Raw genomic sequence first — 17,817 nt, 5'->3', positions numbered from 1 at the left:
ATAACGCAGGTTTCATCTTGGGACAAGCCGGTAAATATAAGCGTTTTCAGCAATGAGTTCGAATTGTTCAATATTTTACAAGCGATTTGTGTAATTGCTTACATTCTCTTTGTCTTCAAGGGCATGTAAGATAAAAGTCATAAAGTTGTTTGCGCTTACAACAAAGACAATACATTACGTAGGGGGTTATGAAATGCTAGGAAGAACGAAAATCACCGCAATCAGTATGATCCTGCTGCTGCTCTTCTTATCCGCATGCGGGTCGAACAACGGAAATAACGGGGATAACGGCAATAACGGTTCCGCTGGGAAGAAAGTAACGATTACGATGGAAGCGGGCCAAGCGATGAAAGCCAATTACCCGCACATATTTGATCAGGCTAATCTCGATGAATTTGAAAAGCTGCATAATATCAAGGTTGAAGTTATTATTGATCCCGACAATCAGGTGAAAAATATTTTACAAACGAAAATTGCTACGAACGAGACACCGGACCTCATTGTGTACAACAAAGTTGCAGCAGAGAATGAATTGAATGCAGTCACCAATATGTTGAATTTAAGCGATCAGCCGTGGGTAAGTCGATTGGTAGATGCTGATTCATTAAAAGCGCCGGACGGAAACATTTATGGCTTCGTGATGCAAATGCCGTTAGATGCACAGGCCGTCGTATACAACAAAGACATTTTTGAAGAGCTGGGTCTTTCCGTTCCGACCAGCTACGACGAATTTCTTGAAGTGTGCGAAGCGTTAGAAGCTGCAGGTATTAATCCGCTGTTCGCACCGTTTAAAGATGCATGGACCTTCCAGATTTGGACTGCAGGAAGCTTCGGCTATTATGCAGAGAAGGTGGAACCTGGCCTTTGGGACAAGATCAACGCCGGCGAAGTGAAATGGTCTGAAGTCGAGGCGTTCAGAGAAATTTTGGAGCGGGGTTTGAATCTGGCGGAACAAGGGTATATCAGTAAATCCGCTTTATCTGATGACTTTAACATGGCGCCTAATGCATTCAGCAAACGCGAAGCAGCGATGATGATTATGGGAGATTGGTTTGTAAACGACATGGCCGTTAAAGACCCTGAATTGAATCTTGGTTTATTCCCTATTCCAGCATTCAATGATGTAGATGAGCTGAATATTTCCCAAAGCCAATTAGGCGGTATGGTATTTATTCCAGAGGCTTCCGAGCATCAAGAGGAAGCAAAGAAGTTCTTGGACTTCGTTTCTCAAAAGGAGCAGATGGATCGTGCACAAGCTGTCGCACCGTTCATGCCTTCTGTTACGGATGCTTCTGAACCCCAGTTAACTCCATTGCAGCAAGAAATTTACGATAACTACATTGAGACAGGCCGCAAGGTTGTTGAGATGAATGCCTTTATGAAAGTCGATTTGACAGAGCTGTGGAAATATTATCAGGATATGTTTGCCGGCGGAAAGACGCCGCAGGAAGTGCTGGAAGCTTGGGATAAGAAATTTGCAGAATTAATGAAAGCATCAGGACAGCCAGGCTTCTAAGCATTACGATTGAACTTGGAAAGCCTCCTAGCCGGAGGCTTTCGAGCTTTACATGACATTACATTCGGATGGTTGGAGGGTTGACCATGAAGTATACTTACAAACTTGTGATGCCGGCACTTCTTGTCTACCTTATTATTTTCATCATTCCTACATTTACAGGGCTGTATTATTCTTTGACGGACTGGTCGCCGCTGAAAGATGGAATCAGCTTCGTAGGGCTGGAGAATTTTAAGTATATTTTTCAAGACGAAGTCCTGCTGTTGGCTTTAAAAAATACGTTTATATATACCATTATTGTTGTCGTCTTTAAGAACGGTCTGGGGTTGCTGCTGGCTGTCGGCCTAAACATGCCGCTCAAAAGCAAAAATTTCTTAAGAGCGGTTTACTTCATCCCTTCCATCGTCTCGACGATCGTCATCGGGTTGGTATTCATACCTATTTTACAACCGAGCGGGATATTGAACGGATTTTTTGAATCCATCGGATTGGATTTTCTGGCTCAATATTGGTTATCTGACACCGGAATTGTTATGTATACCATATCTGCGGTGTCGATCTGGCAGTGGGCAGGCTATCATATGGTTATATATTTGGCCGGATTGCAAACGATTTCGTCGGATTACTATGAAGCCGCACAAATCGACGGAGCGAATGTGTTTCAGCGGTTTCGTTATATTACACTGCCTTTGCTTGCAGCGTCGATTAATATCAATGTGATCTTAAGCTTAATTGGCGGCCTGAAAGTTTTTAGTGAAGTGTACGCCCTAACGAACGGCGGCCCAGGAAATGCTTCTCAGGTGCTGACGACATCGATTCTCAGTTTGTTTGGTGAAGGACGCTGGGGTCTTGGAACGGCTCTCAACACGGTGCTCTTCTTGATCGTTGCCATTATCGCCATTCCATTGCTTCACAAAATGAGAAAGCAGGAGGTTGAGGCGTGATGTCATACCGTAAAAAACTGAACATCATTGTATTGGAAGCCGTGCTGCTCGTGCTTTCGCTTCTGGTCATCATTCCGTTCCTGATCATGATTTTCGGTTCCTTGAAGAACAATGTGGAAGTGACCTCGTTTGATTTATCGCTTCCATCGGAATGGCTGTGGGGCAATTATCGGCAAGTTATTGTTGAAGGAAAGATGCTGCGTTCGTTTTTAAACGGAATTTTCATTACCGGGATGGCGGTTCTATTAAATGTTGTGTTGGCCTCAATGGCATCGTTCATTATTGCTAGGGTGAAGACGAAGTTATCCGAATTCTTGTATTACTTTTTCTTCATCGGCATGATTGCGCCTTTGCAGTTGATTCCAACGATCGAATTGTTTAAGACGGTAAATCTGTATGGAAGCTATACGAGCGTCATTTTAGTGTACAGCATACTGAATTTGTCGTTCAGTGTCTTCTTGTATACTGGGTTTATCAAGACGATTCCGCAAGTGCTGGATGAGGTCGCCCTGCTGGAAGGGGCTTCTATACTTCGAGTTTTCTTCGTTATCATATTTCCATTGATCAAGCCGATTAACATTACGATCGTCATCATCGTGTTTATGAATATATGGAATGACATTAATATACCGATCTTCTTTTTGAGCGATCCTTCGAAATGGACGATGCCGCTTTCGGTGTATCAATTTTTCGGCATGTACGGCGGCAGCAGCTGGAATCTCGTCTTTGCGAACTTAGTGCTGACGGCACTGCCTGTTGTGGTATTGTATTTATTCTGCCAGCGATATATTGTCGCAGGATTAACTTCAGGGGCTGTAAAATAAACTGCTTATAGGGGGAGAGAGCTATGGGAGAGAACAGTCTGCGATTTAGACAAATCCATATGGATTTCCATACGAGTCCGGATATCGAGAATGTCGGCGCATTATTCAATGCAGAAGAATTTGCGGAAACGTTAGAACGAGCACATGTAAACTCGGTGACCTGTTTTGCGAGATGCCATCATGGATTGTTATATTACGATTCAAAAAAGAATCCCGAACGTATTCATCCGCATTTGCAAAATCGCCATTTGCTGAGAGATCAAATCGAAGCGTGTCATAAAAGAGGCATTCGCGTACCGATCTATATTACGGTGCAGTGGGATCATTATACAGCGCTGGAGCATCCGGAATGGCTGTCGATCAACGAGGACGGTTCGGTTATTGACGCCTCTGATCCGAGAAGCCAGAGATGGACGGCTCCGGGCTTTTATCAAACACTTTGCTTGAATTCGCCTTACCGGGATTTCCTAAAGGCGCATACGCAAGAAGTACTCGAGCAATTCGATCCTGTCGATGGGCTTTTCTTTGATATCTTGTTCCCTGTAAGCTGCTGCTGTAAATACTGCCGCGAAAGCATGCTGAAGCAAGGGCTTGAGCCGCATCGGCACGAGGATCGAATGAAGCATTCGCAGCAGGTCATTGACGAATTCAAATTGGAAATGAGCGCTATGGTTCGTTCGTATGCTAAAGACTGCACCATTTTTTATAACCGTGGACATATCGGCACACCTCATCGCAACGTCGTGGATGCATACAGCCACTTCGAACTGGAAAGTCTGCCAAGCGGGTTATGGGGCTATCTGCATTTCCCTGCTACCGTGCGGTATGCGAGAAATTTAGGACTTGAGTATTTGGCGCAAACAGGAAAATTCCATTCCATGTGGGGCGACTTTCATTCTTTTAAAAATAAGGCGGCGTTGGAATTTGAGACCTTTCATATGCTGGCTCTTGGGGCCAAATGCTTGATCGGGGATCAATTAGAGCCAAGCGGCAGGTTGTCCAGTCCGGTCTATGATTTAATTGGTTCGGTCTATGGTGAAATTGAAAAGAAGGAGCCGTGGTGCGACCAAGTTACAGCCGTTACGGAAATTGCCGTCTTTACGCCGGAGGAGTTTGTCAGAGCGGGTGGAGGCAACCTTCCCGATTCGCTTAAAGGCGCAGTGCGTATGCTGCAGGAAAGTGCCCAGCAGTTTGACGTCGTCGATTCGAAGAGCGATTGGAGCAAATATAAATTATTGATTTTGCCAGACACGATTCCGGTTTCGGATCAGCTTGCGCAAAAGCTTGAAGCGTATTTGGCAGCAGGCGGCTCTATTATCGCTTCTTTCGAATCCGGCTTAAATCCGGAACAGACGGATTTCAACCTAAAAGCATTAGGGGTCACGCTTAACAAGGAACAGACGAGCGATATATTCGGCGAACTCGTGCGAGGCAAGCACTACGAGCGGTTTGATTATGCAGAATATGTATTGCCGACCGGAGAGCTGGGCGAGGGGCTTCCGGAGACGGAGCATGTCATGTATGCCAAAGGGATCGAAGTATCCGCTTCGCCTGAAGCTGCCGTATTATCCAAAACGTTCCTGCCTTATTTTTATCGTACTTACAAGCATTTCTGCTCGCACCGTCAAGCACCTTCTTCCGGGCAAAGCGGCTCGGATGCGATCGTACGAAATCAGAATGTGATCTATTTCGCGCATCCGATTTTTTCGCAGTACAACCAAAATGCGCCAAGATGGGTGAAGCAGCTGCTGGTGAATGCGATAAAGGCTTTGATCGGCACGCCGCTGCTTACGCATAGCGGGCCAAGCTCCATGATCGCTACGGTGAACGAGCAAACCGAGCAGCATCGCTGGGTGGTCCACCTGCTCCATTATATTCCGGAGCGCCGCAGCGAAGAGATTGATGTGATCGAGGACGTGATTCCTCTATACGATACAAAGGTTTCGATTGCTGTCAGCAAGCCGGTAAGAAGCGTAAGCTGTGTGCCGGAAGGTACCGAGCTTCCCTTTGAGAGCCGTGACGGAAGAGTTGAGTTTGTCGTGCCGAAAGTGAACGGGCACCAAATGATCTGTATCCAATATTGATGGAAGAGGGAGTCAGCGATGTTAAAAGGAATACCGAGTGTGATTTCCCCGGAATTGTTAAAGGTACTGATGGAAATGGGGCACGGAGACGAGATCGTTCTAGCCGATGGCAACTTTCCTGCGGCAAGCCATGCGCAGCGATTAGTGCGCTGTGACGGGCACCCGATCCCAGCTCTGCTGGATGCGATTTTGGAGCTTTTTCCATTAGATCCGTATGTGGAGAAACCCATCGCCTTAATGGAGGTAGTAAAAGGGGATCCCGTGGAAACACCTATTTGGGGGCAGTATGAACGGATCGTGTCCAAGCATCATGAGACGAGTATCGCTTTTGACCAAGTTGAGCGGTTTTCGTTTTACGAAAGGGCGAAATCCGCCTACGCCATTGTAGCGACAGGTGAAGCAGCGCTGTACGCCAATATCATATTAAAAAAGGGTGTCATCAAGTAACGCTTTCGAACATAATGGGGCTGAATCAACGTCATATGGACGAAGATCAGCCCCTTTCTTTACTTATGCTTTCCATTCACCGGATATCAGATCCACATGCTTGCCGTACATTCCTGCCCATCATGGCGCCATGCGAACGGGTGTTTTGTTCTTATTTATCTATGCTGGCGGAAGCTTGGACGAATACCGGATGCCATCCGTCTTTGCCGCTGAGCGCTTCTTCAATTGTATAACGCGATGCTTCCAAATCCGACAGCTGCCTTGACCAAGGGACTCTTGCTTCAGGATTGGCACCGGGACCGTAGCTGCCATACTCGGCGTATCTGGATGTGCTTTCTCTTTCCGGCTTGCTCCAGTTGTGCCAGCCTTCCGGGATGATGGAAGCATCCATATCGGTCCGAATGAATGCGACAGCAGCAAAGTCCCTCCACGGTCTGCCCAAGTACACGTTCTCTACATTCCTGCCGCCTCTTACTTTGCAATCTAGAAATACATACCCGTAGGGCTCGTGTTCCGGTGTGTTGGCTGCCGTCAAATAACCGCCTGTACGCTTGCAAAGAATCGTGCAGCGGTTGAAGACCGCTGTAGCTGGGCCAAAAATAAAGTCCACATCTCCTTCAATATAACAGCTTTCGAAATAGTGGCGGCCGCCGGCGATATACAGCGTATCCTGATCCCCTTCGAAACGGACGTTGCGGAAGGCTGCTCGATCTGCATCGATGAATGCGGCAACGGCTTGCCCTGTACGTGGACCGGAATCGTTGCGAATCGTCAGATTTTCGGCGGTAAAGTGGTGAGCGTAATTGTAAAAGCTGCCGCTCCGGAACGTGCCCAGAGGCTGGCCTTTATCATCCAGCGTATGCGCATTGTCGGAGTAAACGAGAATGGTTTTATCCGGAGATTCTCCGATGATATGTATAGGACCCTTTTCACGGCCGATCGTAATTTTTTCGCGATATTCGCCATTCTTGATTTCGATCAGCGCTGCTTCCTGGCGCTGTTCAGGAAGTGCGTCGATTGCCTCTTGGACGGTTTTGTAGTCTCCATAGCCTTGCTGATCTACTGTAATCTTCAATTCTTCCATCTCCTTCTACACTAGAGTAGACATTAGATTTATTTTCATCTTAACGGAAAAGGAGATAGAAATACTTTATGAATTGATGTGGAAATTTACGAATTATTTGCTTTATTTGTCATCATCACGATGAACTTGCGAATTCACCAGATCGGAAGAATTTTGGACCGAGACGAACCCAAGCTCGTCTTGTGCATTGGTCGTATCCCATGGTTTACCGGGATTGTCAGAGACACCGTAATATGTCCCGTATTTGACATCGGCTTCCATGGCGGCCTGAAACAGTGCAGCCGTATCGACTCGTGTGAGCAATGTATGATGAATGCGTTCGTTCTCCTTAAGCGCTTGGGTTTCATTCTCAGGTACGGAGCCAATACGGATGTTGATTACGGACAACCCTTTCTCTCTCGAAATCATGTAACCCACATTCTCAGACGCCAGCTTGAGGATTCCATACATTCCCATAGAGTAAGGATAGTCATGCACGTTAATCGGTCTTCCGAGCTTGGACTTCCCGCCTTTCTCATAAGCGTCTGTCACATGATTGCTGCTAGCGAAAATTACCTTAGGGATGTTTCGTTCTGCGGCCGCGTACAGGATGTTGCACGTTGCTTTAAAGTAAACGTCGATCATCTTGTCGAGGTGTTTCATGGAGGAGGAGCTGTTAACTTTAAGTAGATTGATGATGACATCCGTGTCCTCCGGCAGCTTGCGGCGTATTTCATCGTAGTTCGCTGCATCACCCTGGATGTAGGGGACAGCATGATTTGGTTTGACCAAATCGATGACGGTGATGCGATATACAACTTGCCAAGCTTCCGTAAGAATAGAACCAACGACGCCGGAGCCGCCGACTAGTACAATATGTTTTTTCATCGTATCCCTCCAAAAATTTTCTTCATAATATATCCTGTTTTTGGAAGGTGTAAACTAAAAAAGGCAAAAAAGCGCAATTTTTGCATTGGATTGAGCATGAATTGCAATAATTTTAAGTCTTTTTGTTCACTATAATATATACGAATACAGGTTACTAGATGAAATGAAGGACATGGATAGGTTCCTAATAACACTACTTTGATGAAATCAAGGATAAAATGTATGCGGTTACATTATTGAAAAACAGCATAACGGGTAAATTCCCCAAAAAGGAGGACGATGAATTCAAATGGCGAAAAAGTTCAATCCTCTGATCTGGATTTCATTAGGAGCGGCAGTGATGGTTTTGCTTTTAACGTACGTAATGGTTTATTTTCGCTTCATCGACAATGACGATAAGAAATTCAACCCACTGATCATTAAGAAAGCGGAAGCTGTTGGAGAAAGTTGGATCAAAGTCACGTTAAATCAACAAATCGCCAGTTTAGATAAGGTAGACTTGCGAGTCGTGTCTTCTTCCAAACGATGGGATGCGCTGCATGGCCGTTTGGATACAGAGATTCCTTTTGCTTATACGGGGCTTGGTATGAATGAGAATGGCCAATCTGAAATGTATATTGAGGTGGATGCACAAATGGATCAAAACGCAAAATTACTCGTAAACGACCACAAAGGACAACTGCCTCTGCTGACCGCTCAGAACTATTACAACTTTGATATGAACGTGGATATGATTCAAGCTGATCGGCTTCTGACATGGCAGACGGCGATCGGTGGATGGGATCATGGTATTCATAAGAAAGCCGATCCTAAGGATGGCCGTAAAGGACTGCGAGAACGAGCTTGGGACGGGAGTGAGAGTCGTTCATCCGTATTAACAGTTGACGGGGAAGAGGTGTCCAGTCTCAATCAAGGCGGGACGGTAAACGAAATGATATTGATAGCAAAATTATATCGTGAAACAGGGGATAGACGATATAAGAACTCTGTAGCAAAAGCGATTGATTTTCTGCTAGAGATGCAATATCCAAGCGGTGGATGGCCCCAAGCCTTTCCACTAACAGGAGGGGAATCAGACCTTATCACAATCAAGGATCACGCGATGATTCGCGCTTTGCATGTATTGTGGATGATCCAGCAAGGGGAGTATCCCTTTGACACGGATCTTCTAGAACGCGATCAGAAGAAGAGGATTGACACTGCTGTATCTAGGGGTATCGCATTTCTTGTAGATGCGCAGCTTCCGATGGATGAAGGGAAATCAGGCTGGTCTTTCCATTACGATCCTGAATCTGGAGGACCTGTCCAGAGCGAAGTCGCGGTCGATGAATCGATTGAAATTGTCAAATTCCTGATGAGCATCCCTGATCCTTCTGCGGAAGTCCAGGCATCGATCCATTCTGCAGTCGAATATTTCAGAGGGTTGAAAGGTATGGAAAAGGAGACGAGAAAGAAGATGGAAAGACTCGTTCATGTGTATGATACAACGGGCTACTATGACCGTCATGTTTTCCTCGTATGGAGTGATGAAACCGACACTGGAAGCTTCATGAAGGTCGTACCAGGCAAAGAAGAACTGAAAGAACGACATGATGGAAATATGGAGAGACCCCATGAGCTAGCTGAGGAAGATCATACTATTTCACTCACTGATGTAAATGCGGACAAGGTGTTGATTGTCGCGCGGGACGGGAGTGGCCATTACAGCACAGTGCAAGAGGCGGTTGATGCCGTACCGGTAAATAATACAGAACCGGTGACGATTTATATCAAAGAAGGATTGTATTTCGAACGAATCTTCATACCCGAGAGCAAGCCCTACATTACATTTATCGGTGAGAGTCGGCTGCATACGGTGATAACCTATTTAGACATTACAGGTACTGGTTTTAACGGTAACACAACGACCATTGAAGCGGATGATTTTACTGCCCGCAACCTGACGTTCGCGAATGAAGCGGGAGCCATCGGCACGGCATCTGCTGTTGAGGTGAAGGGAGATCGAGGCATATTTGACGGTGTGCGGATCATCGGTTATCAAGATACCCTGTATCTGAATTCGCGCGGTGGGAGATTTTATTTCCGAAATTGTACGATTGAAGGTGCGGTGGACTTTATTTACGGTTCAGCTGCTGCTTACTTCGATCAATGCATTCTCTTCTCAAAACGGTCAGGAGGTTATATTACTGCAGCGAGCACACCGCAGGAACAAGATTATGGGCTAATCTTTAGCAACTGCACAATTACGGGCTATCCGTGGGTAGAGCACGTTTATTTCGGAAGGCCTTGGCGGGAATATGCGAACGATGTCTTTCTGCACACCTGGATCGATGAAGGCAAAATTCATTTGGCCGGCTGGCACAATTGGGGAGACTCGAATAAAGAACAGACGAGCCGATATTTGGAATATGGCAGCTATGGACCCGGGGCAAATATTCGTTTTCGAGAAGAATGGACGAGACAGATAAGCAGTGAAGAAGCCAAACAATATACGCCGGAGAAAGTTTTGAGAGGGCATGACGGATGGGCCCCCTATAAGTAAAATCGCAAACACTCTGTATCCATAAGGAGGGGACGAATGAGAAAGCCAATGAAGATCATGGCAGCATGGTTGGTTGGATGGTTAATTTTGTTCGTAACGATGATGGAAGTAAGCGCTTCCGAAGAGTATAAACCAAATCCGGTTCCCTATTTGAAGGCAGGTTACGTCACAGGCAATCTGCAGCAAGACATAAGAATCGCCGATCAGCTGATAACGTGGCAGTTAGAGCACGGTGGTTGGAACAAGAACGCGGAGGAAACGTTTATATCTCGGCCATGGAACGGCGAAGAAGACAAATCGACTTGGAAGAATGCATCTGGAGAGCCATTGGGAACCATCGACAATAATGCAACGAATGATGAGATTTTATTCCTAGCCATGATATATAAGGAAACCGGTGAAGTGAGGTACAAGGATGCGGCTGTTAGGGGCATCGATTTTCTATTGAAAATGCAGTATGAGACCGGCGGATGGCCTCAAGTCTTCCCGGCAAGCGGCGGTTATAGTGATCACGCCACCTTCAATGATTCAGCGATGATCCGTACGATGAATGTGCTGCGTTTGTATGCGGAGCAGCAGTATCCGTTTAATTCCGATATCACAGATAAAGAACGGATTAGATATGCCAAAGAGGCTCTCGGTAAAGGTCTGGACTTCATATTGAAATCGCAAATTGTAGTGGATGGATATCCCACGGCATGGTGCGCACAGCACGACCCTTACACTTATGAGCCCGTGAAAGCGAGAGATTACGAGCATCCTTCGATTTCGGGAGCGGAATCCGCGGCGATTGTGAACTATTTGATCTCTATACCTAATCCCACGGAGGAGGTCAAGAAGTCTATCGTTGGGGCGATTCGGTGGTTCGATAAAGTGAAACTCGATGGCTTTACCTACGTCTCCGGTGATCCGAAAGGAGCTTATTTCTACTATAATCCAGACAGCGTGACCTGGTACCGTTTCTATGATATCGAAACGTTCGAACCGATCTTTTCAGGACGGGACGGAGTCATTCATCACAACATTCATCAAATTGAGAAGGAGCGCAGAGACGGTTATCGTTGGGCAGGAGATTGGGGAAACGATTTGTTAAAAAAGATCAAGGAGTTGTCCTATTTTAAAGATGTAAGCTATCAGCTCGATGTCGATCGCTTTTCACTTCTCCAACAAAAACAGGAGAATCGTGGGGAGCAAATCACAGGGACGACCGATGCGGAAATGTCCCAGCCAGATTCTGTTTCGATTGCACTGGACGCTGAAGATGTATTAGCTGATACGGATGGGGAGACGTCTGGTTCAAAACGTGGCACGGGCATTTGGAGGTGGCTCTACCCAGTTTTTACCGCAGGTTTGGGAGGTATTTTATTTGGGCTTGGTGCTGCATTTGGAAAAGGTAAGTTTAGAGGCAAATAAAGAGTGCGGATGAATCAATCTTTACACGATGTTCAGATTGGCTTTTATATAATTCAGTTAAAGGTAACCGTTTTCAAAAAAGCTGACGCACTAGGAGGGAAGTCATGTCGAGCATTTTATTCAATCACGTGGTCAAAGCATACGGCAAAGATAAAGAACCGGTCGTGAAAGACTTTAATTTGAGTGTGGAAGACAAGGAATTCATCGTGTTCGTTGGTCCTTCGGGCTGCGGCAAATCGACAACGCTCAGAATGATCGCGGGCTTGGAAGATATTAGTGAAGGCGAAATCTATATTAATGACCGCAAGGTGAATGATCTGCCTCCGAAGCATCGAGATATTGCGATGGTGTTTCAAAACTATGCCTTGTACCCGAATATGAGCATTTATGAAAATATCGCCTTCGGACTCAGACTTCGCAAAATGCCGAAAAGCGAAATAGATTTGGCTGTGAAACGGGCAGCCAGAGTACTCGAAATCGAAAGCTACTTACATCGCAAGCCTCGCCAGCTGTCAGGCGGACAGCGTCAGCGGGTCGCGCTGGGCCGCGCCATCGTTCGGGAGCCGCAGGTTTTCCTTATGGATGAACCGCTGTCCAATTTGGACGCCAAGCTTCGTGTTCAGATGAGAACGGAGATTATTCGTCTGCAGAAGCAGCTTGGTGTGACGACGATTTACGTGACCCATGATCAGACGGAGGCAATGACGATGGGAGACCGTATCGTCGTCATGAACGATGGCGTCATTCAACAAGTAGACACGCCTGAGAGAATCTACAATCACCCGGTCAATCGTTTTGTCGCCAGCTTTGTCGGTTCCCCGCCGATGAATTTCATCGATGGTACGCTGCTTATCAAGGACGATAAAGTGTACTTCGATACGCGGAGGTTTTCCTTGGAAATTCCTGCGGGAAAAGCCAAACGGCTTGTCCAAGGAGGATACGCAGATAAACCGATTGTGCTCGGCATTCGCCCGGAAAATATCAGCACCGATCAGATCATGTTCGAAGCGTTCCCAAGTGCTGTGCTGAAGGGAATTCACAAACTAGATGAGCTGATGGGGCCTGACTGTTTCTTATATCTGGATATTGGAATGAACAATGATTTCGTCGTTCGGGTGAACCCAAGAAATACTTTTCAATCCGGAGATCAAATTTCGTTGGCGATGGATATGAACAGTGCCCTGTTCTTTGATCCGAATACGTCACGAAATGTGGGCGGAGATTGATGGGGGGATGAAGAAGGTGATACTGGCAGTCAAAGCGCTAGGTTCTACGGTGCGATGGATGATGATCGCAATATGTGCGATATGGCTCATCATGCTGTCTGGATGCAGCGGTGAAGCAAGCACCTCCAGCGAGCCGATCATGGTGGATGAAGCGGAAGTGCAGAGATGGTTGGATGAAGTTGGATCAGATAACAATGCATTTGAGCCATATTTTTCGGATGTTCTGGATGAATGGACGGCGGCAGGAATCGAGCCTGCGACAGCCACCTTTGAAATTCTAGGAAAAGACATGACGGCCCATTCTGAAACATCTCATCACCGAATCGGCAGCTATGCCGGCAGGGAGGATGTGTTGATTTGGGAGAATACGTCGACGAATTGGATCGAGTATGAAGTCGAGGTCGAGCAAGCGGGACTTTATCAGTTGGATATGCATTATCATTCTTTTGATTCTTCTAATGGAAATGCGAGAAATTACCGTCCGACCGTGATGGCGGTAACCGTAGACGGCGAGTTTCCATTCATGGAGGCGCGGTCGATCTCATTTCCGAAGCTGTTCCGCGATGTGATGCCCATCAAAAAGGATGAGTATGGAGATGAAATACGACCTAGACCGAAAGAAATCGATGCTTGGATTGAGAAGCCGTTCAAGGACAATTCCGGTTCCTATTCCAAGCCGCTGAGGTGGTTTTTGGATCAAGGGAAGCACACGATTCGTCTCCAGACTCACGGTTCGATCGTGATCGATAAAATCGTGCTCGGACCGCCGGAGGAAGCACCTGTTTATGCGGAGGATCAAGCATCCGTGCAGCTTACTTCTTCTATATCAAATGGAGACGCCATCATCGTTGAAGCCGAACGAATGCATGAGAAGAATGATGTTTCCCTGCAGATGGATGTGGATCAGGATGCGTTGATGACGCCCAAGGCGGGAGGAAGACAAATTTTTAACGCGGTAGGAGGCAATCGCTGGGAAGCCGGAGGAGAGTCCATTACATGGAGATTCACCGTGCCCGAGGATGGGTTTTATAAGATCGGCGCACGCGTATTCCAAGGCTATCAAATGAACAAACGCGTATTCCGAACGATTTATATTGATGGCAAAGTGCCGTTTGACGATTTCTACAGCTATCCTTTTGAATACGCTTCTTCTTGGCAAGGCACCGTGCTGCAAGATGATAACGGCGAGCCTTATCCAATTTATTTCACCGAAGGAGAGCACACGCTCACGATGGAAGTGACGATGGAGCCGTTTGGGCCTATCTTAAGAGATTTGGGTGACGTGCTTCTCTTGTTATCCAGCGTATCGCAAGATCTTTATAGATTAGTGGGAACCGATGATGACCAGAACCGAACGTGGGACATCGAGAATGACTTTCCGGAAATTCCGCAAAAGCTGGAGGTTATTCTCAGCCAGCTGAAAAGAATGGAACGCGACCTCATGGTGGTGAATGACGGGGACGACAACCATTCGCAAACGATCAGCGGGGCGATACGGGATATCGAAGATATTCTCGAATATGCGAACGACATTCCTTACAAAAGAGACAGCATCTCGACTGTTCAGCAGAGAATCGCTTCCATTCAGCAGCCGCTGCAGCAAGCGCCTCTGATGATCGACAAGTTCTATATTGTGCCGGCGGGTCAGGATTTTCCGAGAATGGAAGCCCATCTGAACGAAAGCTTTACGAACGGCATTGAGCAATTTTTCTTGTCCTTTGATGACAGGGGACGTCTTAGCGAGGATGACGAAGAGGTTGTCAATGTTTGGATGAACTACGGACGGGACTATGTCAATGTGCTGCAGGACTTGGCAGATCAATATTTCACGCCTGAGACGGGGATTAAGGTCAGAGTCGATCTGCTGCCGAATGAGGACCTCATCGTCATGGCCAATGCGGCCGGCAAAGCGCCTGACGTGGCCATAGGCATGACCGAGGGGAAACCGATTGAGCTTGCGATTCGTGGAGCTGCGCTCGATTTGAGTCAGTTTGCAGACTTCGAAGAGCTGCAGAAGCAGTATGCCCCAGGTGCTCTCGTTCCTTATTATTTCGACGGGAACTATTATGCGCTGCCAGAATCGCAGAAGTTTAATATTTTGTTTTACCGCAAAGACATTTTGGGCCGATTAGGTATCGAGGTTCCAGAAACTTGGGATGATGTCATGAATATGCTGCCGACGCTGCAGCAGAATGGCTATGATTTCAATATTCCGCAGGATTATCTCACCTTCTTTTTCCAGAACGGAGCCGAGTTTTATACGGAAGATGGTCTAGCCACGGCATTAGATAGTCCGGAAGGATTTCAAGCCTTCAAGCAGTACACCGACTTTTTCGCGGTATACGGCATCGAACGTCAAATATCCAGCTTCTATCAGCATTTTCGGGATGGAGATATGCCGATCGGCATAGGGGATTTCAATATGTACCTGCAGTTATCGGTCGCCGCTCCGGAAATCAACGGTTGGTGGGGGATCGCTCCGCTGCCGGGCTTTAAGCAGGAGGACGGAACGATCCAGCGTTGGTCCGGCGGCGGACAGCAGGCAACGATGATCTTCGAAAAATCCAAAAACAAGGAAGAAGCATGGCAATTCCTCCAGTGGTGGTTATCCGCAGAGACTCAGGAACGATTCGGTTCCGATCTTGAGGGTTTCTATGGCATTACCTTCCGTTGGAATACAGCGAATGTAGAAGCCTTCAGCAATTTGCCTTGGACACCAGAGGAATTGAATGTCTTCCTTGAACAGTGGCGTTGGTACAAAGATATGGCGAATGTACCGGGTTCTTATTTTATACCGCGTGAGATCAACAATGCATGGAATCGAACTGTTCTTGGCGGGCAAAACTACCGCTCTGCTTTAGAAGAAGCCGTCTTGAACATCAACCGCGAGATCAGGCGGAAGGCGATCGAATTCGAGTACATCGACAAGGAAGGCCAAGTGCTCAAAACATATGATCCGCCTGTCATCGATACGCCTTGGGAAGGAGCGACCAAATATGTCCGATGATGTACAGCTTTCTCGTAAATCGCAGGCTTCCCTTTCCACCTGGCCAAAGCTTCGGCTTTTGGTGAAAGGAATATGGAAATACCGTTTAAGCTATCTGTTTATTGCGCCTTTTCTGGTTGCCTTCTTTGTATTCATTATGGTTCCCGTGCTGGCGGCGTTCGGCCTTAGCTTTACGTATTTCAATACGATTGAGATGCCTCGCTTTTCGGGATGGGATAACTATCAAAATTTATTTTCGCAGGATGTGCTCTTCTTGAAGCACGCACTGCCGAATACGCTTACCTTCGCGTTAATTGTTGGTCCTGGAGGGTATATTGCATCGTTTATTCTCGCTTGGCTCATTGCCCAGATTTCGGATCGCTGGAGAATTTGGTTTGTTCTGGCGATCTATGCCCCATCCCTTGCCGGAGGCGTCGTGATGAATATTATTTGGCAGCCGATGCTGTCCGGCGACAGGATCGGATACTTGAACAGCATTTTACTGAACTTAGGCTGGATTGATGAACCCAAGCTGTGGGTGGTGGACCCTGAATTTCTGATGACCTCCATGATCGTTGTCACCATGTGGTCCAGCATGGGTGTCGGTTTCCTTGCCATGCTTGCAGGAATCTTGAATGTCGATAAACAGCTGTACGAGGCGGCGAGAATCGACGGGATCAAGAGCCGGCTTCAGGAAATCTGGTACATTACGATTCCATATATGAAGCCTCAGATGCTGTTTGCATCGGTCATGGCCATCGTCGGCGCATTTAAAGCCGGCGAAATCGGTGAGCAGCTGTCCGGAATGAAGCCCACCCCGGAATATGCCGGCCATACGATACAGAGCCATATTTCGGATTACGGACTGATTCGTTACGAAATGGGTTACGCTGCTGCTCTCTCCGTGATGCTGCTGCTCATGATATTTCTCTTCAATAGACTGAGCTGGCGATTATTCGGTACCAAGGAGGACGAGAAATGAGGGCGCTTGCAAATCGTCTGTCATCGCTCAGGTGGAGAAGAAGGTCAAAAGGATTTCGATGGGACCGAACGCAAATCATTCTTACGATTTTTTTGGCCGCCTTCGGTTACTTTATGCTGCTCCCCCTGATCTATATATTCAATCATGCCCTGAAGCCATATTCGGAACTGTTTCTATTTCCTCCGAGAATTTTTGTTCAGGAGCCGACTTTATCGAATTTCTTGGAATTTTTCGTTGTGATTCAGGATTCGGCCGTTCCGGTGTCGAGGTATTTGTACAACAGCGTCATCGTCACAGGTCTTGGAACGCTGCTGGTCGTTGTCATCAGCGCATTGTGCGCCTACCCTTTGGCGAAGCATCGTTTTCCCGGCCATCAGCTTGTTTTTTCAGTCATTATTTTATCGCTCATGTTCGTTCCGGAAGCGATCCAAATTCCAAGATACGTGGTCGTGGCGAAATTAGGCATCATGGATACGTACTGGGGACACATCCTTCCACATATCGCGGCACCGGTTAACGTCTTTCTGATGAAGCAGTTCATGGATCAAGTGCCGAACGAACTGCTGGAAGCGGCAAAGCTCGACGGAGCGAAGGAATGGAGAATTTTCAGCCGGATCATGATTCCGATTTGCATCCCAGCGGTAGCAACGACAGCAATATTGTCGTTTCAAACAATATGGAACGACGCTTCCACATCGGTTCTGTTTATGCAGAATGATGCGATGAAGACGTTCCCATACTTCTTAAGTACGATTACGAATAATCTCGCCAATCAAGTGGCACGCCAGGGGGCTGCAGCTGCGGCCGGATTGATTATGTTTTTGCCGACATTGATTATTTTCCTGCTGTTCCAAAGAAAGGTGATTTCCACCATGGCACATTCGGGTATCAAATAGCATGAA

13 protein-coding genes are annotated in these 17,817 nt (G+C 46.9%); 11 read left to right on the top strand and 2 right to left on the bottom strand.

Going from position 1 to position 17,817, the window contains the following annotated elements; all coding sequences use genetic code 11:
* Positions 1 to 193 precede the first annotated feature (193 nt).
* The 5 genes from ACFPXP_RS22180 to ACFPXP_RS22160 all read left to right on the top strand — a co-directional run bounded on the left by ACFPXP_RS22180 (position 194) and on the right by ACFPXP_RS22160 (position 5,815).
* The gene (locus ACFPXP_RS22180) at positions 194 to 1,516 is read left to right on the top strand and encodes an ABC transporter substrate-binding protein (RefSeq protein WP_379896687.1); all 1,323 of its coding nucleotides are present in this window, start codon (positions 194 to 196) and stop codon (positions 1,514 to 1,516) included.
* An 86-nt stretch (positions 1,517 to 1,602) separates the two neighbouring features.
* A complete protein-coding gene (locus tag ACFPXP_RS22175) occupies positions 1,603 to 2,460 on the top strand; it encodes a carbohydrate ABC transporter permease (RefSeq protein WP_379896686.1) in 858 nt (285 codons plus the stop codon).
* Positions 2,460 to 3,284: a carbohydrate ABC transporter permease gene (locus ACFPXP_RS22170; RefSeq protein WP_379896684.1), complete on the top strand. Its 825-nt coding sequence runs from the start codon at positions 2,460 to 2,462 to the stop codon at positions 3,282 to 3,284. The genes ACFPXP_RS22175 and ACFPXP_RS22170 overlap by 1 nt, the downstream gene beginning before the upstream one ends.
* 23 nt (positions 3,285 to 3,307) lie before the next feature.
* On the top strand, positions 3,308 to 5,368 hold the full coding sequence (locus ACFPXP_RS22165; protein WP_379896683.1) for an alpha-amylase family protein: 2,061 nt from the start codon (positions 3,308 to 3,310) through the stop codon (positions 5,366 to 5,368).
* A gap of 18 nt (positions 5,369 to 5,386) precedes the next feature.
* The gene (locus ACFPXP_RS22160) at positions 5,387 to 5,815 is read left to right on the top strand and encodes an RbsD/FucU family protein (RefSeq protein ID WP_379896682.1); all 429 of its coding nucleotides are present in this window, start codon (positions 5,387 to 5,389) and stop codon (positions 5,813 to 5,815) included.
* 151 nt (positions 5,816 to 5,966) lie between these two features.
* Here the strand turns inward: ACFPXP_RS22160 and ACFPXP_RS22155 are convergent, their stop codons facing one another.
* Entirely contained in the window at positions 5,967 to 6,899 is a 933-nt protein-coding gene (locus ACFPXP_RS22155) for a pectinesterase family protein (RefSeq protein ID WP_379896681.1), read from the bottom strand.
* 102 nt (positions 6,900 to 7,001) lie between these two features.
* Positions 7,002 to 7,766 carry an NAD-dependent epimerase/dehydratase family protein gene (locus ACFPXP_RS22150; protein WP_379896680.1) on the bottom strand — a complete coding sequence of 255 codons (765 nt, stop codon included), beginning with the start codon at positions 7,764 to 7,766 and terminating at the stop codon, positions 7,002 to 7,004.
* A 289-nt stretch (positions 7,767 to 8,055) separates the two neighbouring features.
* On the opposite strand from ACFPXP_RS22150, the gene ACFPXP_RS22145 reads away from it, so the two are divergent.
* From ACFPXP_RS22145 to ACFPXP_RS22120, 6 genes are all read left to right on the top strand, one after another.
* Positions 8,056 to 10,308, top strand: coding sequence for a pectinesterase family protein (locus tag ACFPXP_RS22145; protein ID WP_379896679.1), 2,253 nt, complete (start codon positions 8,056 to 8,058; stop codon positions 10,306 to 10,308).
* A gap of 36 nt (positions 10,309 to 10,344) precedes the next feature.
* Positions 10,345 to 11,721, top strand: a complete 1,377-nt coding sequence (gene pelA / locus ACFPXP_RS22140) for a pectate lyase (RefSeq protein ID WP_379896678.1) — start codon at positions 10,345 to 10,347, stop codon at positions 11,719 to 11,721.
* 104 nt (positions 11,722 to 11,825) lie between these two features.
* Complete coding sequence (locus ACFPXP_RS22135) at positions 11,826 to 12,947, top strand: ABC transporter ATP-binding protein (RefSeq protein ID WP_379896677.1); 1,122 nt, start codon at positions 11,826 to 11,828, stop codon at positions 12,945 to 12,947.
* Positions 12,948 to 12,954: 7 nt separating this feature from the next.
* Complete coding sequence (locus tag ACFPXP_RS22130; protein ID WP_379896676.1) at positions 12,955 to 15,954, top strand: extracellular solute-binding protein; 3,000 nt, start codon at positions 12,955 to 12,957, stop codon at positions 15,952 to 15,954.
* The gene (locus ACFPXP_RS22125; RefSeq protein ID WP_379896675.1) at positions 15,944 to 16,915 is read left to right on the top strand and encodes a carbohydrate ABC transporter permease; all 972 of its coding nucleotides are present in this window, start codon (positions 15,944 to 15,946) and stop codon (positions 16,913 to 16,915) included. The genes ACFPXP_RS22130 and ACFPXP_RS22125 overlap by 11 nt, the downstream gene beginning before the upstream one ends.
* Complete coding sequence (locus ACFPXP_RS22120; protein ID WP_379896674.1) at positions 16,912 to 17,811, top strand: carbohydrate ABC transporter permease; 900 nt, start codon at positions 16,912 to 16,914, stop codon at positions 17,809 to 17,811. The genes ACFPXP_RS22125 and ACFPXP_RS22120 overlap by 4 nt, the downstream gene beginning before the upstream one ends.
* Positions 17,812 to 17,817: the final 6 nt, after the last annotated feature.

The sequence above is a fragment of the Marinicrinis lubricantis genome, from assembly GCF_042658665.1.
In the GTDB taxonomy this organism is placed as follows: Bacteria; Bacillota; Bacilli; order Paenibacillales; family KCTC-33676; genus Marinicrinis; species Marinicrinis lubricantis.
The sequence above is the reverse complement of the archived record's forward strand: the minus strand, read 5'-3'. Positions and strand labels throughout refer to the sequence as shown.